Genomic DNA, 22,586 nt, shown 5'->3' on the forward strand with positions numbered 1-22,586 from the left:
TTGTTTAGTGTTGCATTATTGATCCAGATACTGTTTAATTAAAGTATCCTATTGGGAGATACCCTATAGTACATATCAACAATAAAGAATTTTGACGATAAACCGCCGAAGTTCTTTATCTATACAAATTCTAATATACTCAGGAGGGATTTTTCCATGGCATTTCAATTACCAGCACTTCCTTATGCAAACAACGCACTCGAACCACACATCGACGCTTTGACGATGGAAATTCACCATGATAGACACCATAACACATATGTGACTAATCTGAACGCAGCTTTGGAAAAGGCACCTGAATTGCAAAGCAAAAGCATCGAAGAACTTCTTACAGACCTGAACGCTGTACCAGAAGCTATCCGCACTGCTGTTCGTAACAATGGTGGCGGACACGCTAACCATACCTTGTTCTGGGAAGTTATCGGACCAAACGGCGGCGGCGCACCAACTGGCGCACTTGCAGCAGCTATCGACAGCGAGCTGGGCGGATTCGAAAAATTCAAAGAAGATTTTGCAGCAGCAGCAACTACTCGTTTCGGCAGTGGCTGGGCTTGGCTAGTTGTTAAAGATGGCAAACTGGCAGTAACAAGCACACCTAACCAAGACAACCCAATCAGCGAAGGCGCTACTCCGATCCTCGGACTGGATGTATGGGAGCACGCTTACTACCTGAACTACCAAAACAAACGCCCTGATTACATCAAAGCGTTCTGGAACGTAGTAAACTGGGAAGAAGTTGGCAAACGTTACGAAAGCGCGAAATAAGGAATTAAATTACGGATAAAGTCATAGCCTTCAAGGCTGTGGATTTACCGTTTAACTAAGTATAAACAAAGAAGGTATCTCCGAGCTGTTATGGCTCAGGGATACCTTCTTTGTGTTTGGGTCGTTTATTTGGGTGGGGTGTGTAGAGAGTTTGTTTGAGACTAATTTCGTTTAGAAGCAGATTTGTTAAAAACAAGGTTCGTTAGTAACAGGGTTTGTTAGAAACAAATAGGGTAGATCTTTATCCTCGGACATCACTTTTTTACTCCGCTTGAATGCAGATCAATGAGTGTGGAACGAGACTGCCCTTTATCGTACCGCTGTTGAAAAGACGCCTAAATGAGGCATTCTGCTTCTAATTAGGGAATAACTCCCTCAAATTCTGCTCATAAACACTTAAATACGAGTAATTAGGGAAATCCTCCCTCTAAATCATCCATATTGGAGCATAATTCAGGTATTCACCCAAATTAAAGGGAGTTTTTCCCTAAAAAGATCAAATACAGATCCCCGTGGTCAGTTTATAGGGAGGAATTCCCTTTAAACTGACCACAGGGATGAGGTAAGTGATCATGTTTAGATGCGTACGCCACTCTCTTTTCACGCACAACATATATATACAACACATTTAACTGTATCGATGCATTTAACACATCAAACTGCATCAACTCACACAGCACAATCGACGCATTCATCACATCTTAAATATCTACACATTCAACTCGCTCAGCACATTCGACGCATTTAACACATCTAAAACATCTACATATTCATCTCGCTCAGCACAATCGACGCATTTAACACATTTCCTACTCCAGAGACTTTGGATGCATTTCTTACTTCATCCACTTCAGCGTAATTTACTTACTTCAGACACTTCTCATATATCTGCTGTTTCTCTTACAACTCATTCTTTTGCCACATCGGATAATCTCTACTTCCCCGACTTCGCCAGCTCTTCCTGCTCGTCGAAATAAAGGTTCAGCAGCTTCAAGAAGACATTAGGAAACGCATAATTAGCCATGTCCTCACGGCTGATCCAGCGAACAGCTCCGCCATCCTCTGGACTAGCATTGCCATCCTCAAATTTCTCGATGGGCACTTTACTGTCCATCTCTGGGAACAGGCCTGCTTCCGCGGTGTAGGCTGCCCGTCCTTCTGCCGCTATTGGCAGCGGAAGAGCGTCCTCCTCCCTGCAGCGATACACCTGCAGGGTCCACACGATATGGCTGAAGATATGCTCAGCAGCCATCCAGTGCTCCTCAGGCCGGGCGGAGATCCCGGCCTGCCGCAGTGACCGGCGCAGCCGGTCCCGCGCCGCGGCCTCCGGCAGCCGCGCGCTCTTAGCGCCGCCTTCGGCTGGCGGCGCCTGCCAGTGCGGCAGCTCCCACATACGGGCTAACAGCCCGCTTTGTGGCCGCTGCCGGATGAGCACTTGGCCCGCGTGGGCACCGCGGCCCTCGATCAAGGCTGCCAGCCGCTCCTCTGGGCGCGGCGGCTTGGCCTTGGTCTTGACGGGCAGCGAAGTCTCGCAGCCCGCCAGGCGCGCAGCGCAATGCTCCATCACCGGGCAGGTTAAGCAGCTCGGTGATTTCGGGGTGCATACGAGCGCCCCGAGCTCCATAAGCGCCTGATTAAAGGAGGCAGCTTCCCCCTCTGGGATCAGCTCAGCCGCCAGGCGCTCCATTTTCACGCGGGTGGGTCCCTTAGCGATATCATCCTCGATGAGGAAGTATCGGGACAACACCCGCATTACATTACCATCTACCGCTGGCTCCGGCCGATTAAACGCAATACTGAGAATAGCCCCTGCTGTGTAAGGACCCACTCCCTTTAAGCTGAACACCGCCTCACGATCATTCGGCACCTGTCCCCCATAAAGCTCCTTTACCTGCTTGGCTGCATGCTGTATATTACGTGCGCGGGAATAATACCCTAAACCTTCCCAACACTTAAGCACGTCTTCTTCAGGGGCATCAGCGAGTGACTCCACCGTCGGAAAACGTTCAATAAAACGATTAAAATAAGGGATTACCGTGTCTACCCTTGTCTGCTGCAGCATAATTTCAGAAATCCAAATATAATAAGGATTGCGATGCCTGCGCCAAGGCAAATCCCGCTTCTGCCCTTGATACCACTCCAGCAAATGATAACTGAAATATTGCTTGGCCTCCCGCAGCTCCTGATCTTGTTTATCTTGTCCTTCTTTTAAATCCACCTGTTTTTGTCGTTCATCTCGCTCTAACAAATCTTGTCCTTCTCGTGCTTCTTCTCGTTCCTGCAAAACCTGTCGTTCTTGTTGTTTCATTGTAACTCTCCTTGCCCTTCTATAATCACGGTTCAATTCATGAACCTAGCTCCTCCACCACCGCAAAAGCTGAAGCCAAATCACGGCCATGTGTTATCGTAAGATGAATGATATACTTCTGTCTTTCAGGTAGATCTAGTCTGCTCCAGGCTTCGCATGATAAGGTTACTTCCGGCTTACCTTTATGGTCAGGTAATATCTCAATATCCTGAAAACCAACCACATTACCAATGCCACAGCCTAAAGCCTTCACAACGGCTTCCTTGGCAGCAAAACGCCCGGCTACGAACTCAGCCAACCTTCCACCTCGTTGCTCAGCAAGCTGGTACTCTTGCTCCGTTAGGATGCGCTGGTTAAATTTTTTCCCCTGTCCCCTAAGCATTACCTCAGAGATTCGCTCAATTTCTAACACATCATGTCCGATTCCGTAAATCAAAATTTCACGCTCCTTATGGACGTGTATCCTATACTACTTCAATAATGGTATGATCATTATACAGGTCTTTCATTTCAATTTTTAATTATAGTCCTATAAGATTCTTTCTGCTATCTTAAAAGAAAATGCTTTGGAAGTCTATCCAGATGCCTTCGTGATCGACTTGCTGATTTACTTCATTTATATATAGAGAGAGGGGATTACCCTATGCAGCATCGTAATTTCGAAATACCCGCTGGTGAAGACGCTGTTCTCCGCTGCTCACACTTTCCTGCCCAAGAAGCACCTAAGAGCCTTATCGTTATTGCACACGGCTACAAGGGCTTCAAAGATTGGGGGATGTTTCCTTACATAGCCACTACTCTCAGCCAAGATCATGAAGTGATCACCTTCAACTTCTCACATGCCGGAATCGGAGAGGATCTGCTGCATTTTACCGAGCTTGAGAAATTCGCCCGCAACACCTTTCGTCGCGAGCTGAAGGATATGGAAATACTGTTGTCCTACCTTAGCCAGCACCCGAAATTTGGCAGCTTGCCCTTATTCCTTCTCGGGCATAGTCTTGGAGGGGGAATTTGTCTGGTCTACACGCTTGACCATCCCAATGAAGTTAGCGGGGTCATTTCCTGGAACGGGGTTACGAAGCTCGATTTGTTGACGGAAGAACAAAAGCAGGAGATGAAGCAAACAGGACGAACCCACGTCCTTAATGCACGCACGGGCCAACAAATGCCGCTGGATGCTGTTATTTTAGAAGATATGGAGAACCAACAAGAACGTTATAACATCCTTGAACGCATGAAGACAGCGTCCTTCCCAGTTGTTCTTATTCAAGGCAGTCTGGATGGAGTGCACCTCCGGCAAGGATCTGAGCAGCTCACTGAACTCCGACCCGATATTAACTGGGTTCATATTCCTGAGGGTAATCATACCTTCGGTACTGTGCATCCTTTTGCCGGCACTACCCCACAATTGGAGCTTGCGATTGCTTCGACCACTGATTTTATCGATCAAACGCTGGCTAACTAAAATTCTTGTAGCTTATCCATCTCATAAAATATCCCCACAAAGTGAGGCTTTGCTTTGATGAATACTCAGATACTTTTTTTGGGACCCCAAATATATACTTTCTGATATGATAAAAACCGCCACGAGAGCTGCTACAACGCAGATCCGTGGCGGTTTCTACTGCTACCTATTCTAAATTCCAGGAATGACATTGCGCTTATGCGCCGTTCTCCGGTAATAATTCTCGAGTTTCTCAGCTACCTCAGGCTTAACCTGCTTGCCTTCCAAATAATCACTATTATCGTCATAAGTAATGCCCAGCTCGGTTTCATCCGTCTGACCCGGCCATAAGCCTGCCGTAGGTGCTTTAGTAACAATATCCGCAGGCACACCAATATGAGCAGCTAATTGACGAACCTGACGTTTATTAAGTGTGGATAGAGGTGTAATATCTACAGCGCCATCCCCCCACTTGGTGTAGAAACCCGTAATGGCTTCTGAAGCATGATCCGTTCCTACTACAATCAGATTGTTCTCAAAAGAGAGCGCATATTGCATAACCATACGTGTTCTCGCTTTAACATTACCCTTGCCTTGATGGGTCATATGACGATGTTGCCCCAAGGACTTCAGGCTATGCTCTACTTCAAGCGCAATCTCATTTACAGCTTCCTCAATGTTTGTCTCCACGGTATGGGTCAGATTAAAGGCTTTAGCGACATCATAACTGTGCTGGATATCCTCTTGAACACCATATGGCTGGTAGACGCCAAGCGTAATATACTCTGTGCCTTCTTGAGCCGACAGCTCGTCTGTAGCCAGCTTACATAGACCCGCAGCTACCGCGCTGTCCACCCCGCCGCTAATGGCGATCAATAATCCTTTGGCCCCTGCCTTCAGCACGTACGACTTTAAGAAATCAACCCGTTTGCGTACCTCATCTTCTACATCAATCGTTGGCTTCACACCAAGATCAGCAATAATTTCTTCCTGTAAACTCACAAACCACACCCCGTTCCATCAGAAATGGTTCCATATCCATCAAAATATCCATACCAAGTGAAGCTCTGTGCTTCTAAGTATATTCTATCCCATTATCGCTCTTATATTTTGAAAAATCCCGCAACAGCCGAATTACCGACTATTGCGAGATTATATGGAATAACTTTTTTACTTGCAAAAACGATCAAAAACTTCTTTCAACTCAGCAGCAATTTCAGCAGCTGAACGATTCTCAACACTATGGCGTTCAATAAAATGAACGAGCTCTCCATCCTTCATCAATGCGATGGAAGGGGAAGATGGCGGATAAGGAGCAAAATATTCACGCGCTTTAGCAGTAGCTTCTTTCTCTTGACCCGCAAACACTGTGAACAAGTGATCCGGAGCGATCTCATTTTGCAATGCCTGAGCTACACCAGGACGGCATTGTCCAGCAGCACAACCACAGACCGAATTCACGACTACAAGCGCCGTACCTTTTGCGGTAGGAAGAGTGGCTTCCACCTCTTCTGGAGTCATAAGCTCCTGAAACCCAATGCTTGTAAGGTCATCACGCATAGGCTGAATCGAATCTCTCATATATTGATTAAAAGACATGGACATTTCTCTGCACTCTCCTTCACTAATTACTGTTTTGTCAGATAACATTACAGCAGTACTTACTAACTTTATTATACATTCATACTCTGTGAAAGCAAGAGATGCTGCAGTAACCTGATTCAATCCGCAAGCATGGCTTCGCTATATTCTTCCTTTGCTAAAGGGAAGGAGATGGTAAATACTGTACCCTCCCCTTCTACAGAATCTACAGTTATTTTGCCGTTATGCCGTTCCACAATACTGAGACACAAGGATAACCCTAGACCCGTTCCCTCCCTTTTTGTTGTGAAAAAAGGGGAAAACAACTTCTCTCGTTGACTTTCCGACATACCTATTCCTCTATCCCTTACAATCAGCTCCACCTGATCCTGATTACTGTGTGTTTCCAGTGTCAGAATCCCCTTGGATCCCATAGCCTCCATACCGTTGCGGCCTAAATTAAGGATAAGCTGCTTTATTTCCCGAACGTTTAACTCCAATTCATGGATGGATGCGTTCAGCTTTAACTCAACACTTTGACCACGAAGATTAGCATCCGCCCATAGCAGCGGACTGACTTCTTCTATAACTCGGTGTAAAAGCACCTTCTCCTTATCGGATATCCGGCTCTGCGCCAGCGATAGGAAATCGTTAATAATGCTATTCGCCCGATCCAGTTCCTCGAGCACGATCTGATAATAAGAATCCAAATCATCCGAACTCTTTTCTCTCATCAGCTGCAAGAATCCACGAACTACCGCCATAGGATTACGAATCTCATGGGTAATTCCGGCAGCCATCTGCCCTACTAAGCTCAAACGTTCCACATGGTCAAGCTCAGAACGGAGTTTCACTTCATCCGTAATATCCTGTGCAATGAGTACCACTCCACTCGTTAATCCTGAGTTCTTATGCATTAGTGGTGCTGAATAAATTTGATAGATCCGCGTTCCATGAATCATTCGCTCATGAGAACGCCGTTTATGCTGAATGTTATCCCGTACCCGCATATATGCATCAGCATCCGCTGAACCATTAAAAAACTCCCTAACCGGCTTGCCAATAATATCTTCCCTTCTCAAATTGGGATAATGAATTCGTGCCATTCCCAACATACAATCATTAAGGTCGGTCACAACTCCGTGATCATCCAGAGACATAATACTGAGAGGTACTACATTTGTAATCTGCTGCAGCTTCTCAGACTCCCACTGGAAATTATCACTTATACTTTCCATATGTACTTTAGCCCGCCAACTACTCCAGACCATTTCAACAAAATAAACAAAAATACCACCTAGCGCGATCGTGAAAAAAAGATACACAGTAATCAAAAACGACTCGCCAGAATGGGCTTCATATATATTTTCCCCACCTATAATAGGTACAAGTGCAATGAACAACATGTTCGGACAAAGAACCATCCATAACATTCCTATCTTCTCTACCACTGTGCCTTTCTTAAAAGGCTTAGCCAGCCCAAATAGCAACGGATATAATAATATTCCTGAATTTAATATCATATTACTTATTCCGGTTGGCTCTGCAATGATTATATTGCAGACAAGCAAACAGATGGACAACAGAATCCCTGAACGTACAGTTCCATATAAAATACCGATATAAGCAGGGATCATTCCTAAATTCAAATAAGCAATACCGAATAAAGTCGTCGAAAGAAGTGAGCATAGAATAAGGCTTAACGTACACGCCAAAACCAAAAAAGTTTGATTATCCGGGAAACTACCCTTTTTTCGAGCCACAAGCCCCCGGTCCACCCACCACTGAATCAGAAAAAGAAAGGAGCATGCTGCCGATATTTGCAATAATATATCCTTAATTGCGCCAATAATTACAATCACACCCCAAAATGGACAAATTGCCCTACATGTCTAGATTAAAGCACAGGATCACTCTTCTGACAACGAATTATCACTAAGTGGATGGACAAGACTGGTTACATGAGAGTCAGAATGGTATGATTCCGTTAGGAAAACACGAAGTAACACCCGTGTCTTAACATGTAAAGGAGTAAAATTTCATGAGCAACTTCGATGTGATCGTCATAGGTGGCGGCCCTTCGGGATTAATGGCAAGTGTAGCCGCAGCAGAACACGGGGCATCCGTGCTACTGATCGATAAGGGAGCTAAGCTAGGGCGAAAGCTCGGGATATCTGGTGGCGGACGCTGCAATGTAACGAACGTCAAGGAGAGAGATGAGTTAATCTCCTATATCCCGGGAAACGGGCGGTTTTTGTATAGCGCCTTCGACCATTTTAATAATCAAGATATCATTGCCTTTTTTGAAGGCTTAGGTATTGCATTAAAAGAAGAAGACAACGGACGGATGTTTCCCGTCTCCGATAAAGCCTCCAGCGTTGTCTCCGCCTTAATCAACAAAGTACGGAGTCTAGGTGTGCAGATTATGACAGATAGTCCTGTCTCACATGTAATATATGAAGAAGGGGCTGTTAAGGGTGTTCAGCTGGGCTCCGGCAAAACGATTTCCAGTGCTGCCGTAATCATCGCCACCGGAGGAAAGTCCGTTCCTCAGACTGGCTCTACAGGAGATGGGTACCCATGGGCTGAAGCCGCAGGCCACACCATTACTGAGCTATTTCCGACAGAGGTACCGATTATTTCACGGGAAGAGTGGATTAAATCCGGTGAGCTGCAAGGATTGTCGCTACGCGATGTGGCACTAACTGTCTGGAATCAAAAAGGAAAGAAGGTCATTTCTCATCGCGGAGATATGATATTCACCCATTTTGGATTATCCGGGCCAATTGCACTGCGCTGCAGCCAATTTCTGAGACAGGTCCAGCGTAAATCAGGGACTGACACTGTTGAGATGTCCATCGATCTCTTCCCTGATCTGAACTTGCAAGAAGTGGAATCATTGCTGCAAGACAAGCTGGACCAGGAGCCGAAGAAAGCGATCCGCAATTCACTAAAGGGGCTGCTGCCAGAACGTCTCATTCCCCTCTTGTTAGCTAAAGCTGACCTGGATGGAGATATTACGGGGCATCATGTATCCAAGAATGGATTGCTTGCGCTAGCAGGCATCTTGAAAAGGATGCCCGTTAATGTTCATGGTACCCGTTCCCTATCCGAAGCCTTTGTTACAGGCGGCGGCGTAAATCTGAAAGAGATCGATCCCAAAAGAATGGAATCGAAGCTTATGCAAGGGTTATTCTTCTGTGGAGAGGTACTCGATATCCATGGCTACACTGGTGGCTACAATATAACAGCCGCATTCTCTACTGGGTATACAGCAGGCAAACATGCTGCTGACCTTCGCCTTAGCTAATGCGGTGCAACTAAAAACAGCGTGAATTGAGAAGCTTCTCAATTCACGCTGTTTTTAGTTCTATCTATCAATCTTTGCCCAGCCGGAACGTACCAAATATTCTGCTGATAAAGAGTCCAACCATGTATCCAACCGGAATGAACAAGATGAGCCCCCACCATCCATATAAAGAGAGACAGATCAGTGCGGAGGAAATCATGGTAAAGGGAAGCAATAAGATAGGGACCGCATGCATACCTGCTTCAGCTTTTTGTTCTTTCGTAAACGGAAGGATCCCAATGTAATCATCACCAACAAACAACGACCAGAAAGAGAACAGCCAAAACGTCATAAGCGATGTTAAGACTACAAATCCCAGCCATTTGAACCCCGATGGAATGATAAGGATCGCTACAGCGGACACGGCTGTAAAAGCAAAGTAAAGCTTCAAATGGGCCGGATTCCGCACTAGTGCCTTAATCGCTGCCGCAGAGAACCGGCTCTCGGCAGTCTTTGATTTAAGCAAAGGCTGTGACTTCCGGAAAATCCACGGCTTATGGCGAGTCGGACGAGGTTTATCCAGAACATTGCGAAGCAGTATGGCTGCTATCTTCATTCGCTGCTTGTAGTCTTCGCGCACGTCGTTCATAAATGTCCCACGCATCACTAAGCGACAACGGAAGGCGATTATTGCAACGACTGTAAATACAACCGCACTGAGACAAATGAAGAGCGGATGATCACTCCAAAGGCTAGCTACTCTGAAATAGATAGCGTTCGGGACGGAGATCGCCAGAAACAGCCACAACCAGCGCCGCCAACCATGCTTTTGTACTTTTACAAGATGTCCAAGTAACTTAACACACCAGCTGCACGCCAAGGTCAGAGCGAACAGCGCCCACACCTCCGATGACGTCATCTCAAATCCCCGAATCAGAAAAGGCAATAACAGTGCAAAAGCCACAACGAACTTCAGCGATGTTACAATCAGGCTGTAAAGTAATCCTCGAAATACGATCGTATTTATCCAGCGCTGCCTTTGTCTAAGAAATAATAGATCGCCTTCCTGCAACAATAGCACCAAGCCCCCATTGCAGATCAGAAGTACTAATAATGAAAGAATGAGCATAAACGGCAAATTTTCGCTCCAAGCCGGTAGCCCCTCATTCCAGAATCCATAATACAACCGCCCGCCCAGAAAACCTCCGGGAATAAGAATATATAAGAGCACGGTCCAATCAGCCGCCGTACGGATAATAGCGGATTGCTCACGCCAATGAGAGAATAGCCGCCGTCTGAATAATTGTTTGGCATTAGAAAAAGCAAATGCCCGCTTGCCCTGCTTACTCATGTCAGTTCGTCGAAGCAATCAAACAACGACGCCTCCGGCAGCCCAGCATAATCGCGTATATCTTCGAGTGTTCCCGAGGCGGCAACCTTTCCCCCGGAGATCAGTACGAAATCATCGCATATTTTCTCTGCAGTATCCAGTACATGTGTGGACATTAATACACCAGCTCCACGCTTCCGCTCCGCTTCCAGCAGCCGCAGGAAATCTTTCGTAGCCCGAGGATCTAAACCAATAAACGGCTCGTCCACAATATACACATCCGGCTGTACCAAAAAGCCAAGCATTAGCATCATTTTTTGTTTCATGCCCTTAGAGAATCCAGCTGGAAGATCATTGCGCACATGGCCCATACCAAACTGCTTCAACAGTCTTTCTGCAGTTTCTTCGAACTGTTCGTACTTCAGTCCATAGGCAGCGGCCGCTAAATCCAAGTGCTCCCACAATGTCAAATCCTCATAAAACACAGGTTGCTCCGGTACATAAGCGTAAGATTTATTAACTCCACTAAAAGACACCTTAGCCTTGGTATTCTTCAACAAACCAAGCAGGGTCTTAATGGTTGTACTTTTCCCAGCACCATTAGGTCCGATCAATCCGAGCAGTTGCCCTCGCTTCACTTGAAAAGAAATATCGAATATGCAAGGATCTCCCGCTTCATAGCCAGCTTCATCGATCTCAACATCGAGCACAATGTCGTCGTAGCTATCGGTATCCATCATTGTATCTACCTTCTCCATACTCTCCATCTCCTAAAACTTCTAATAGGTACTATTATAAATTGCATTCTCTATTACGTATATGAATGATATTCAAATGATCAACAGAGGCAATCGCAACTTATCTAATCGTACTATATATTTTCCCTGAAAATAATCAAGCTGCTTTTTTCACAATAATAACTTAAGCCCTGTGCAATAGCGAATAAAAGAAACCTCCCATCAAAGGGAGGTCTGTCCTACAAATTCCATGTTATTCGTCGCAGCTATTCCTTCCTGCTTCTTGATCGCCGCCTCATCCCTGCGTTCGATTTTACCACGCAGCATTAACAACCCTAGTCCTAACAATCCTGTAAGCAAACCAGATAGAATAAAGGCAGATACCGGCCCCGATGCTGTCACTAAGGCTCCACCGGCTACAGGTCCTAGAATAACAGCTGCGCTTGTAAGACTGCCAATGGTTCCAAATACACGACCTGTGTATTCCGCAGGTGTCCGTTGCTGGAGCATTGAATTGAAGGGGATAAACGCTAGTCCTGCACCCACACCAGCAAACATGAAGGACCCAAACAAAGCAATGTTCATCCAGATTCCCGCTTGGCCATGAGCAGTTACGATTCCTGCACCCGAGAAGACAACGCCCATGATAACAGCCCCTAATCCCATAAAAATAAGCGGATGCTTACCACTGCCTAATCGGCTTACAAGCAGCGCAGATAGCAAGGTTCCAAAGCCACTGGCTGCTACACACCACCCCAGCAGATCTCCGTTCACACCTGGAATCTCCCGGAATAACGTTACAATCTGAGAGTCTCCGATCTGTAGCATTAGCAGCACCAGTACCAACATAACAATGCCACACAGCACTACAGGCATTCCTGCAATCACTTGCAGACCTGCCGACATTTCTTGGCGGAAGGATTTACGTACCTCCGTATCCCCCCCGCTTGTTTCCGTATCTTTCTTCTTAATTGCAGCTGTACGCGGTAATCCAAGCAAAATGATCGCCGATAAAACGAATGTAGCAGAATCGATCATATAACAAACAGATATGCCGAAGGCTGCAACTAGCAATCCACCAAGCGCTGGACCCACAATTTTAGTTATCTGCTCTATAGATGAGCTAAGCGCCATTGCTTTATCCATCTGAGCCACAAGCACAAGTTCCTTAATCTTTCCGCTTTTGGCCGGAGAGAACAGCACATCCATACATCCCTTAGCCAGCAGCAGCACATAAACCTGCCACAGCGAGCCTGCAAATACCAAGCAAATAACCACCGCTGCACGGGCTATATCTGAACCAATCATTAGTGCCTTGCGGTTGAAACGGTCACTTAAATAGCCGGCAAACGGACCTCCTAACAGCAGAGGCACAGCCATACATAAAGATAGGGCCGTAATCTCCCATGGCGTAGCATTCCATTTGAATCCTACCATCGTCAATAGTGCCAATATATGCAACCAGTCTCCTATGTTCGATACAAGCTGTGCAGCGATAAGCAACATAAATGGCTTATTCGCGGTTAACTTACTTTCTTTTAAAGCATGAATATGATGTTCCTCCATCCTTCCTTCACTCCCCATTACTATTTCTCGATAAAATAATAGTAAAATATTGGAGAATGAGATTCATCCGTCTCGGGGCGTAAATGGCACTTGAACCGTGGAATGAAATTAATATCCTTTCAGAGACTGAGGTGAAAAACATTCAATTTCAACATATTCAAAAAATTGTTTGATTTTTAATAATTAAAAGTTGCTCATTGTGACAAATCACATGTTCTTCATCCGATCTTTCACGTATTCTATTGTTATCTCAAAGTTCGTTGCACAGGTAAACCGTGCACTAATAGATATGATTACAGAACGTGCGACGAGTTCACATGATTAACGATAAAGGGTGGAGAAGCATGATACAATCTTATGAACGTGATACACAATTAACACTACATTTGTACCGGGTATTTGCCAAATCCTTTAAAAGCATTAATGAGCATGCTGTTACTGGTAGCAAAATTGAAGGTTTTAATCCTACTGCCTTTGCCGTCATGGAAGTGTTGTACTATAAGGGACCACAGCCCATTCAACAAATTGGCGCCAAACTGCTGCTACAAAGCGGCAACGTGACTTACGTAATCGACAAGCTTGAAGAACGCGGCTATTTGCAGCGCAAGCCTTGTCCAAGTGATCGTCGTGTGATTTTCGCGGAGTTGACCGCGGAAGGCGAACGTCTCATGAATGAGATGTATCCGAAATACTCAGAGCGTCTTCATCTTGCTTTCAGCGGACTAAATGATGAAGAGAAGGAACAAATGATCACTCTGCTCAAGAAGATGGGCCTGCAAGCTGAGAAGCTTTCCCCTCTTCCCCGTAAGTAGAGCTAGAGGCTAGGCTGCTTTTTACTTCATATGTGTTAGACAAGCTGTTATCGCACGAAGAAGCCCGACCGGTAAATACCCGGTCGGGCTTCTTTATATGATTTAGAGAATGAGTTATGCCTTTTTCAAAGAAGATGTAGCATCCTCTACCGAAGGTACACCCTTGCGTAAACCCCAAGATATAATTAGTGATAAGACAGCGAATACTGCCATCACGATGAATAGTGAATGAAGTCCTCCTTCAAGTGCACCACGCAAACTGTTGGATACTTCACCAGACAGGTTAGTTCCTGTATGCGAGCCGAGCAGCTTATTAATATCTTCACCTGTTACGTTTGAATCCGGTTGTTTTCGCAACAGTTGATCAATATTCAAGTTAAGCCAAGAACCAAATATAGCTACCCCAATGGTCTGACCCAGTGAACGGGTAAATGCATTAAGCGCTGTGGACGCACCACGTTGATCGTACGCAACCGAAGATTGAGCGATAATCGTGAAGACCGTAGAAGAGTATCCGAAGCCCACTCCACAGACCAGCATTAAGCCTAAGAGTATTAGCTGCGAAGATTCTCCAGTCAAGAAAACCAGTCCAATTGCTCCGGCAGCAATCATCATCAACCCAAGCATTGCCGTCCGGCGAGAACCCGCGCGCAGAATCATCCGTCCACCTGCTATTGACCCAAGCATCCAACCTACAGACATTGGTGCAAGCAGTAAACCTGAGATTGCAGCGCTTTTTCCAGATACGCCTTGCACCCATAAGGGGATATACGTAGAAAGTCCAATAATTAAGGTACTTACCAGCAGGTTAGCACCCGTTGATACAGCGATGTTACGGTTTGAGAATAAGTTCAGTGGAAGCATAGGCTCTGGTGCACGGCGCTCCACAAACAGAAATAGAATTAACAGGATAACCGCTGCACCTAGTGTTGCCAGTAGTAATGGAGAAGTCCATGCCAGATTCTGTCCTCCAGTGGACAGTCCAAAGAGTAAAGCCCCCATGCCTGCTGCGAACAGAAGAACGCCTGCCACATCGATCTGTGTCTTCCGACGCACCTTCTCTTCCTTCAGGTAGCGCGCAATAAATACCATTGCCAACACACCAAATGGAAGATTGAATACAAATACCCAGCGCCAGCTTAAGTAATCTACCACATAGCCACCAAGCAGTGGCCCTACCAAAGAGGAAATCCCCCATACAGAGCTTAGCAGCCCTTGTGTCTTTGCTCTTTCTTCAATGCTGTAAATATCACCGATAATAGTAAAGGTCATTGGAATAAGTGCACCCGCACCGATCCCCTGTATCGCGCGAAACAGGATCAGCTGTTCCATACTTTGAGATATGCCGCATAATAATGAGCCTAGTAAAAAAACAGCCGCTCCCCCCATGAATACAGGTTTGCGTCCGAACAGATCACTGATTTTTCCAAAAATAGGTGTAGTAATAGCCATTGCCAGTAAATATGAAGTAAATATCCAGCTCAGCCACTGCATTCCCTGAAAGTCGCCTACAATCGCCGGCCCGGCTGGTCCTGTTACAGTCCCCTCAATGGCCGCCAGAAACGTGGCCAGCAGTACCCCTGTTAATATTAGTTTGCGTTCTAAATCCCCTGTTGACTTCAATGTTCCAAACCCTCTCTTTATGTATTAAGTGGATTGCCACTCCTCGCGCAGTAAAGCATAGAGAGCAGTATCCTGAAAGCCGGAAGCGATCTGCCTGTATTGACGCAGTAAGCCTTCCTTCTGAAATCCAAGCGTATGAACCAGCCTCTCCGCACGGATATTATCTGGATGACAGAACGCTTCAATCCGATTCAAGCCCATAATATTGAAACCAAAATCGAGTACAAGACCAAGTGCTTCTTTCATATATCCAAGCCCCCAAAAGGCAGGCGACAGATCACAGCCTATTTCACCACGGTAAGCCCCCTGAAGCTGCCAATGGTTATACCCACAGCTACCTATGACTTCCTCCCCAGGTCCAATAATACTCCAACGTAAGCTCTCCTCTTCCTGAGCCATCTGTGATAGAAGGTCTATAAGCTGCTTCGTCTCTTCTATAGAGGATAATGCCGGTGCACCCAGCCAGAGAGTAACTTCCGGATCAGACCAAACCTGAAATAACGCTGACGCATGCTCTGTAGTCATAGCACATAATTTTAATCTTCTACCGGTCAGTGTAGGTGTCACTCCATTGCATAGATACAATTCTCCGCTCCCCCTTCAACCTATCAATTATACATCATTCAAAAGTATTTCCTTAAGCTAAAAATTCTAATTTCTTTAACATTTTATATGTGAAAAACGTCTGGATCAGGTGGCACACTCACCACTTGATCCAGACGCTTTTGAATTACCATACCTAATTAACGATTCTATTCTCTCCATTCGCGACTTCACTACACAATACCTGAAGTTTGGCTCGAATATCCTTGAACTCTTCAATACCCGTGCCAGTAATACTGTACCCTTCACTATGTGCAGTCAGAAAGTTGTCCAGCGTCAGCTTTTCCAATTCCTGTTTCACTTCGCGTTCTCCTACACGATACCCCATGTCTTCCAGTCCGAGCAGCATCTCCGAGATCGTCACATCTTTATCATGTGCACAATAAAGCATGTGAATTCCTATGAACAAGTTCTGTACATCAGCGCGCATATTCCACTCCTTCTGGCTACAAAGCCTTCAGTATTTACTTTGCATTACCCTATGACAGTTCATTGGAAACATCAGCCTAAGGGTTCAGCGCTACTGAGGGATCATAGACCCACCAAAATATTACAAAATAATGTTGTGTCTTGACGTACCCCGCATAGCTGTACTATGTTGTTAGTTACAGTTCTGGTTTCATATTGACTTTAAAGTAAGGAAGGTGATGCTTCATGTTTCAAGCTATGCCCTATGATGGAACGCGCAGCGAGCAGTTTGAAGCGGTTCTAAGTCAACTCGAAGCATTGATGAAGGACGAACCCAGTGCAATAGCCAATCTAGCTAATGCTTCGGCACTGCTTAAACACGCCCTGCCAGATACAAATTGGGCCGGTTTTTATTTATTTGACGGTAAGGAGCTAGTACTCGGACCTTTTCAAGGCCTCCCTGCATGCATTCGAATCCCACTCTCTCGCGGGGTGTGCGGAACGGCAGCCGCAGAGCGACGCACACTTGTAGTAGGAGATGTGCATGCATTCCCAGGTCATATTGCCTGTGATGCAGCTTCTAACAGCGAGATTGTTATTCCTCTACTAAAGGATGACCGCCTGCTTGGCGTGCTTGATATCGACAGTCCGCTTAAGGATCGCTTTGATGATGAGGAACGCCGGTTTCTGGAGCGGTTCGCAGCTTTAGTATCGGAAGCTATCTAACAATCTCTTCTTTTTATATCCCATCAGAAAAAGGCTGGCTTATTTGTAGGGGTTACCTACTTATAAGACAGCCTTTCGTTGATCCTACAGTCGAACTGGACTAATGTTCCAAATCTCAGCTGCATAGCGACTAATTGTGTTATCGCTGGAGAATTTACCGGAATGACCAATATTAATAATGGACTTCTTCAGCCATTCCTGCCGATTGCGGTATGCCCGATCAATTTCGACGTGCGTCTCAACGTAACTGGCGAAATCCTTCAGGACAAAAAACTCATCGTTATTATCCAGAAGAGAGTGGAAGATACTCTCAAACTCCGTAGCGTGACAACATATAGGTCCTGGTTTGATTAACTGATCCAGCACTTCTTTCACACGACTATCCCCGTTGTAAATATCACGCGCATGATAACCGCCATGCTGGTAGTAATCCATGACCTGCTCCGCGCGAAGTCCGAACAGGAACATATTGTTGTCTCCCACCATTTCATGCATTTCCACATTTGCGCCATCCATCGTCCCTACCGTCAATGCACCGTTCATCATAAACTTCATATTCCCGGTACCGGATGCTTCTTTGCTGGCTGTAGAAATCTGCTCACTGATGTCCGCTGCAGGAATGATCTTTTCTGCTAGAGATACCGAATAATTTTCAAGGAAAAAGATACGAATCTTCCCTTTAACATCCGGATCTTTATTGACTACCTCCGCAACTGTATTAATCAGTTTGATAATCCGCTTCGCCAGATGATAACTTGGCGCTGCCTTTGCTCCGAATATAAACGTGCGTGGAACCATATCCATCGAAGGATTATCTTTGATTTGATTGTACAAATGCAGAATATGCAAAATATTAAGCAACTGGCGCTTGTAAGCATGCAGACGCTTCACCTGTACATCAAAGATAGAGTCAGGATCGACATGTACGGAATGCTTGCTGTAGATGTACTCTGCAAGACGAAGCTTATTCTGGCGCTTTATATTGGCTACTTGTTCCTGGAAGGAACCATCCTCACAATATTTAATCAAGCCAATCATTTCTTGAGGATGGCTGACCCAACGGGTCCCTATCGATTGATTGATCAAATTAGCCAGATCTGGATTGGCATGCAGTAACCATCGCCGATGGGTAATTCCGTTCGTCTTATTATTGAAACGGTGTGGATACATTTCATTAAAAAGCCGCATCTCGCGCTTCATTAATATTTCTGTATGCAACGCCGCTACTCCATTGACACTATGGCTCGCTACAATCGCCAGATGAGCCATCCGAACCTGATCATCATGAATAATCGCCATCTGCGCAATTCGATCCTGATCCCCCGGATAACGACTCATAAGCTCGCCACAGAAGCGCGCATTGATCTCTTCAATGATAAGAAAAATACGTGGCAGTAGCTCCCTAACCATTTGAATAGGCCATTTCTCAAGCGCTTCGCTCAGAATAGTGTGATTGGTATAAGAGACCATACGCGTCGTGATACTCCATGCCTCATCCCATCCTAAACCATGTACATCCATCAAAATCCTCATCAATTCAGGAATCACCAACGTTGGATGTGTATCATTAATATGAAGAGCAACCTTGTCTGGCAGCGATTCTATAGGAATCCCAAGCTTAGCATAGGTACGCAAAATACTTTGCAGCCCCGCACTACAGAGGAAATACTGCTGCTTCAGGCGAAGCAGCTTGCCTTCGTATTGAGAGTCATCTGGGTACAGAAACTCCGAAATGGATTCTACAGAACGCTTATACTCCAGAAACTTATGATAATCCGTCCCGCCAAAAGAACCAAAGGTTCTAGAGGGATGGGTAATGGATTCTGCACTCCAGTTACGCAATGTATTCACATGCCGGCGATCTGCACCAATGATAGGGACATCATAAGGCACTGCACGAACAGCCTCATATTGCGTATGCTCGAATACGAGCCGTCCGTTCTCTTCGCGGGTCTCAATAGTCCCCCAGAACCTAACTTCAACCTGCTTGTCTTCGCGGCGCACTTCCCAAACATTATCATTCTGCAGCCAGTAATCAGGAAGTTCCACTTGATACCCATCAACGATCTTCTGCTCGAACAGGCCATATTTATACCGTATACCACAGCCATGTCCCGCATATTGCAGGGAAGCGAGTGAGTCCAGGAAGCAGGCAGCCAAACGACCGAGACCTCCATTCCCTAACCCAGCGTCCGACTCCTCCTCCTCTATATCCTGCAAGCAAAAGCCAAGGTCCGCTAAACCTTCACGTACTACTTCCAGTACACCCATATTCAGCAGATTGTTCCCTAAAAGCCTACCGATCAAGAACTCCATTGAAAAATAATAAACCTGCTTATCTTTATCGAGCTTATATTTCTGGTTCGTTTCCGCCCAATTTTTTCCGGCGTTCTCACGAATCATGTTGCCCAGTATTTTATAGACATCGGCATTCGAGGCTTCCTCAAGCGGTTTACCTAATTTACCAATGAGGGTCTCACGGAATACCTGTTTGAAAGATTCTTTATCGTTAAACAACAGTAGGTCCTCCTGACAAATGCTTTTATTAGAAGTGCAGCAGACTGTGCCATCAGATCAGACAGGTTAATACTGCTTTGTGCATCTAATCCAGTCGTTAGATCTTGCTGCTCTTGGCGATGACGAATGGACGTTTGCTATCTCCAACAAGAATTCGATTCTTACTCAAATGTACGTCTTTATCCATAATTACATTCTCAATGACCGCATTTTCTTCGATGACGCACTTTTGCATAATTACTGAGTTGATGATCTTCGCTCCCTTACGCACCTGGACCCCACGAAAGATCACGCTATTCTCTACCGTTCCAGCTATAATGCAGCCATTCGCCACCAACGAATTACTGACATTAGCACTTTCCAAGTACCTTGTTGGAGCCTCATATTTAATCTTCGTCTGTACCGGGCTTTCTTTGAACAAACTGAAGTAATTCTCCTGCTGGAGCAGTTCCAAACTGTTCTTATAATAACTCTCTAATGAATTAATTACGGCATGATAGCCATGATATTCGTATGCGGCGATATTAAATTTATGTCGGTTCTTCTGAATCACATCACGGAAAAAATAACTCTCTCCATGCGCAATGCAATGCTCCACCTGCTCCAAGAACAGTTTTTTCTCCATAATGAAGATATCCAGATATAAATTAGGATGGTCTTTCTCATGATGGATATTAGTTACCTTATTCTCTTCGTCTACTTCAATACGCTGGCATAGATCATGTTCTGGCTGCAGTTCTTCAATCTTTTTATACACTACTGTAACGTCGGCACCCTTCTCCAGATGGTAACTGTACAAATCCTGAAGATCAATTGTATTGATATGCTGGCTGCCGGAAAACACGATATATTTAGCAGATCCCCGTTTAAAAAGATCCAGATTGTTATGATAATGCTGTAAGTCCCCGAGAGAAGTATCCGTAGGATCGTTCCAGTCTGGAGGCAAAATGAATAATCCTCCATGCTTGCGGTTCATATCCCAAGATTTTCCGTCACCCAAATGGTCCATTAGAGAACGGTATTTACGGCGGACGAACAGGCCAACGCTCTCCAGGTCTGCACGCATCATATTAGAAAGCACGAAATCAATCAACCGATAACGACTGGCAAAAGGTACGGCTGCACCACAGCGGAAATAAGTGAGTTCATTTAGTTTGTCAAGTTCATGATCCAGATTAATTACACCCATGAGTTGCTTCATCGGAATCCACCGTCCTCTTATAATTTATAAGAAAGTATAAGTTTCACGATATACTTTATCCTTATAAATCTCGCATAAACGCTTACCGTCCCTAGAAGGACGCCAAAGGCGTTTTAGCTTGATTATATGGTTTTGGCTACAGCTGATTTACGTTTTTTGCTTTTGTTGTCGATCAGCAGAATTTCATTCTCATTCTCCCGTTCGATGCCTATTTCCATATAATCGTCGATTACCGTATTCTCACTAATAATCGCTTTATGAATACGTACATTTTTGCCAATCTTGACCTTAGGCATAATCACGGAGTCCGTAATTACACTTCCCTCACCCACTTCTACACCATAAAAGAGAACCGAGTGATTCACTTCTCCATGCACAATGCAGCCCTCATTAATAATGCAGCCTGACACTTTCGCCCCAGGGGCGACATATTGGGCAGGTTGATTCGGATTACGTGTAAAAATGCGCCAGCTGGGATCATTTAGATTAAGTGGCGGGGTATCGCTCAGCAAATCCATATTCGCTTCCCATAAGCTAGTTACTGTACCTACATCTCTCCAGTATCCTTCAAAAGGGTAAGCAAATAAGGAGTTTCCGTCCTCCAGCATTAAAGGAATGATATCCTTGCCGAAATCGTGGGAGGATCCTACATTCTCTCCATCCTCCAGTAGATGCTTGCGGAGAACCTCCCATTTGAAGATATACACCCCCATAGAAGCTAATGTACTTTTTGGCTGAGCGGGCTTTTCCTCAAATTCGTAAATTTTTAGATCTTCCTCGGTATTCAAAATTCCAAATCGGCTTGCTTCCTCCAGCGGAACGTCAATGACAGAAATTGTGCAATCAGCGTTTCTTTCCTTGTGGTATTGAAGCATAGCGTGATAATCCATTTTATAAATGTGATCTCCGGATAGAATAAGAACATGCTCTGGATCAAACTGATCCACAAACTTAAGATTCCGATAAATCGCATCTGCTGTTCCCCGGTACCAACTGCTTCCATTCTCACGTTCATGCGGTGGCAGCACGAATACCCCGCCGTTCTTACGGTTCAAATCCCAATCGCTGCCTACTCCGATGTAAGAATGCAGTATGAGTGGCTCATATTGAGTCAGCACACCCACTGTATCAATACCTGAATTGGAGCAGTTACTTAAAGGGAAATCGATGATCCGATAGGTCCCTCCAAAATAAACAGCGGGCTTGGCAAGCGATTTGGTTAAACCTTTCAATCTTTTGCCTTGGCCTCCAGCCAATAGCATGGCTACCATTTCCTTTTTCTTCATGGAAAAGCCTCCCTTGACTTATGGGTAATATGAAGTTCAGCAAGCACAGGTTGAATGAACAGAAGTTCCAAAAAGAAGTGAATGAACAAGAAATACACTTGAAAGAAATGAGCCTTGATAGGAAGATGGACAAAGATGAGAAAAACGTGGAAGGAAATATAACACGGTCGAATAATCTTCCCTAAAATGGGTAACTTTCACCAAAATCAGGAGATTATCCTTATTGTAAAGTGTTCTATATCCGCCGTCAAAACCCTTTATCACATTTTCGAAAATCCGGATTTTTTAACCTTGTTTGTTATTAAACACATTAATATTACTTATAACTAAATTAACCCCTTTGAAACATCATGAAATAAGAAAAGACTCCTTTACACGTAAAGCAAAGGG

General features: G+C 45.1%; 19 protein-coding genes. 5 read left to right on the forward strand and 14 right to left on the reverse strand.

The genetic code is table 11. The annotated features are described in order from the left end of the window. Positions 1–156 precede the first annotated feature (156 nt). The gene (locus tag M2444_RS25510; protein WP_042184652.1) at positions 157–765 is read left to right on the forward strand and encodes a superoxide dismutase; all 609 of its coding nucleotides are present in this window, start codon (positions 157–159) and stop codon (positions 763–765) included. A gap of 934 nt (positions 766–1,699) precedes the next feature. On the opposite strand, the gene mutY is transcribed toward M2444_RS25510, so the two are convergent. After that, positions 1,700–3,073 carry an A/G-specific adenine glycosylase gene (gene mutY, locus M2444_RS25515; protein ID WP_280788345.1) on the reverse strand — a complete coding sequence of 458 codons (1,374 nt, stop codon included), beginning with the start codon at positions 3,071–3,073 and terminating at the stop codon, positions 1,700–1,702. 37 nt (positions 3,074–3,110) lie between these two features. After that, the gene (gene acpS, locus M2444_RS25520; RefSeq protein ID WP_094877194.1) at positions 3,111–3,509 is read right to left on the reverse strand and encodes a holo-ACP synthase; all 399 of its coding nucleotides are present in this window, start codon (positions 3,507–3,509) and stop codon (positions 3,111–3,113) included. Positions 3,510–3,716: 207 nt separating this feature from the next. Here acpS and M2444_RS25525 point away from each other — a divergent pair, with 207 nt between their 5' ends. Beyond that, positions 3,717–4,538: an alpha/beta hydrolase gene (locus M2444_RS25525; protein WP_094870725.1), complete on the forward strand. Its 822-nt coding sequence runs from the start codon at positions 3,717–3,719 to the stop codon at positions 4,536–4,538. A gap of 171 nt (positions 4,539–4,709) precedes the next feature. Here M2444_RS25525 and nadE read toward each other — a convergent pair whose 3' ends face one another. The 3 genes from nadE to M2444_RS25540 all read right to left on the reverse strand — a co-directional run bounded on the left by nadE (position 4,710) and on the right by M2444_RS25540 (position 7,861). Then, positions 4,710–5,519: an ammonia-dependent NAD(+) synthetase gene (nadE, locus tag M2444_RS25530; protein ID WP_094870726.1), complete on the reverse strand. Its 810-nt coding sequence runs from the start codon at positions 5,517–5,519 to the stop codon at positions 4,710–4,712. 168 nt (positions 5,520–5,687) lie between these two features. Continuing rightward, on the reverse strand, positions 5,688–6,122 hold the full coding sequence (locus M2444_RS25535) for a BrxA/BrxB family bacilliredoxin (protein WP_042184644.1): 435 nt from the start codon (positions 6,120–6,122) through the stop codon (positions 5,688–5,690). A gap of 116 nt (positions 6,123–6,238) precedes the next feature. Further along, positions 6,239–7,861 carry a two-component system sensor histidine kinase NtrB gene (locus M2444_RS25540; protein WP_143812417.1) on the reverse strand — a complete coding sequence of 541 codons (1,623 nt, stop codon included), beginning with the start codon at positions 7,859–7,861 and terminating at the stop codon, positions 6,239–6,241. Positions 7,862–8,139: 278 nt separating this feature from the next. Here M2444_RS25540 and M2444_RS25545 point away from each other — a divergent pair, with 278 nt between their 5' ends. Continuing rightward, positions 8,140–9,408: a BaiN/RdsA family NAD(P)/FAD-dependent oxidoreductase gene (locus M2444_RS25545; protein ID WP_094877195.1), complete on the forward strand. Its 1,269-nt coding sequence runs from the start codon at positions 8,140–8,142 to the stop codon at positions 9,406–9,408. Positions 9,409–9,475: 67 nt separating this feature from the next. On the opposite strand, the gene M2444_RS25550 is transcribed toward M2444_RS25545, so the two are convergent. The 3 genes from M2444_RS25550 to M2444_RS25560 form a co-directional block, all read right to left on the reverse strand. Continuing rightward, complete coding sequence (locus M2444_RS25550; RefSeq protein WP_143812452.1) at positions 9,476–10,756, reverse strand: ABC transporter permease; 1,281 nt, start codon at positions 10,754–10,756, stop codon at positions 9,476–9,478. Continuing rightward, positions 10,735–11,475, reverse strand: a complete 741-nt coding sequence (locus M2444_RS25555) for an ABC transporter ATP-binding protein (protein WP_179281789.1) — start codon at positions 11,473–11,475, stop codon at positions 10,735–10,737. Before M2444_RS25555 ends, M2444_RS25550 begins: the two co-directional genes overlap by 22 nt. Positions 11,476–11,676: 201 nt before the next feature. Then, complete coding sequence (locus M2444_RS25560) at positions 11,677–13,020, reverse strand: MFS transporter (protein ID WP_094878275.1); 1,344 nt, start codon at positions 13,018–13,020, stop codon at positions 11,677–11,679. Positions 13,021–13,364: 344 nt separating this feature from the next. On the opposite strand from M2444_RS25560, the gene M2444_RS25565 reads away from it, so the two are divergent. Continuing rightward, positions 13,365–13,832: a MarR family winged helix-turn-helix transcriptional regulator gene (locus M2444_RS25565; protein WP_042123913.1), complete on the forward strand. Its 468-nt coding sequence runs from the start codon at positions 13,365–13,367 to the stop codon at positions 13,830–13,832. A 114-nt stretch (positions 13,833–13,946) separates the two neighbouring features. Here the strand turns inward: M2444_RS25565 and M2444_RS25570 are convergent, their stop codons facing one another. The 3 genes from M2444_RS25570 to M2444_RS25580 form a co-directional block, all read right to left on the reverse strand. Further along, a complete protein-coding gene (locus M2444_RS25570) occupies positions 13,947–15,455 on the reverse strand; it encodes an MDR family MFS transporter (protein ID WP_280788346.1) in 1,509 nt (502 codons plus the stop codon). A 24-nt stretch (positions 15,456–15,479) separates the two neighbouring features. Beyond that, the gene (locus M2444_RS25575) at positions 15,480–16,040 is read right to left on the reverse strand and encodes a GNAT family N-acetyltransferase (protein ID WP_280788347.1); all 561 of its coding nucleotides are present in this window, start codon (positions 16,038–16,040) and stop codon (positions 15,480–15,482) included. A 154-nt stretch (positions 16,041–16,194) separates the two neighbouring features. Then, a complete protein-coding gene (locus M2444_RS25580) occupies positions 16,195–16,488 on the reverse strand; it encodes a hypothetical protein (protein WP_280788348.1) in 294 nt (97 codons plus the stop codon). A 224-nt stretch (positions 16,489–16,712) separates the two neighbouring features. On the opposite strand from M2444_RS25580, the gene M2444_RS25585 reads away from it, so the two are divergent. Further along, positions 16,713–17,192, forward strand: a complete 480-nt coding sequence (locus M2444_RS25585) for a GAF domain-containing protein (protein ID WP_094878272.1) — start codon at positions 16,713–16,715, stop codon at positions 17,190–17,192. A gap of 84 nt (positions 17,193–17,276) precedes the next feature. Here M2444_RS25585 and M2444_RS25590 read toward each other — a convergent pair whose 3' ends face one another. The 3 genes from M2444_RS25590 to M2444_RS25600 form a co-directional block, all read right to left on the reverse strand. After that, a complete protein-coding gene (locus tag M2444_RS25590; RefSeq protein ID WP_094878271.1) occupies positions 17,277–19,709 on the reverse strand; it encodes a glycogen/starch/alpha-glucan phosphorylase in 2,433 nt (810 codons plus the stop codon). 97 nt (positions 19,710–19,806) lie between these two features. Then, positions 19,807–20,910: a glucose-1-phosphate adenylyltransferase subunit GlgD gene (gene glgD, locus M2444_RS25595; protein WP_094873599.1), complete on the reverse strand. Its 1,104-nt coding sequence runs from the start codon at positions 20,908–20,910 to the stop codon at positions 19,807–19,809. Positions 20,911–21,032: 122 nt separating this feature from the next. Continuing rightward, positions 21,033–22,196, reverse strand: coding sequence for a glucose-1-phosphate adenylyltransferase (locus tag M2444_RS25600; protein WP_094873597.1), 1,164 nt, complete (start codon positions 22,194–22,196; stop codon positions 21,033–21,035). Between the last annotated feature and the right edge of the window lie 390 nt (positions 22,197–22,586).

The sequence above is a fragment of the Paenibacillus sp. PastF-3 genome (assembly GCF_029893135.1).
Classification (GTDB): domain Bacteria; phylum Bacillota; class Bacilli; order Paenibacillales; family Paenibacillaceae; genus Paenibacillus_AQ; species Paenibacillus_AQ nitricinens.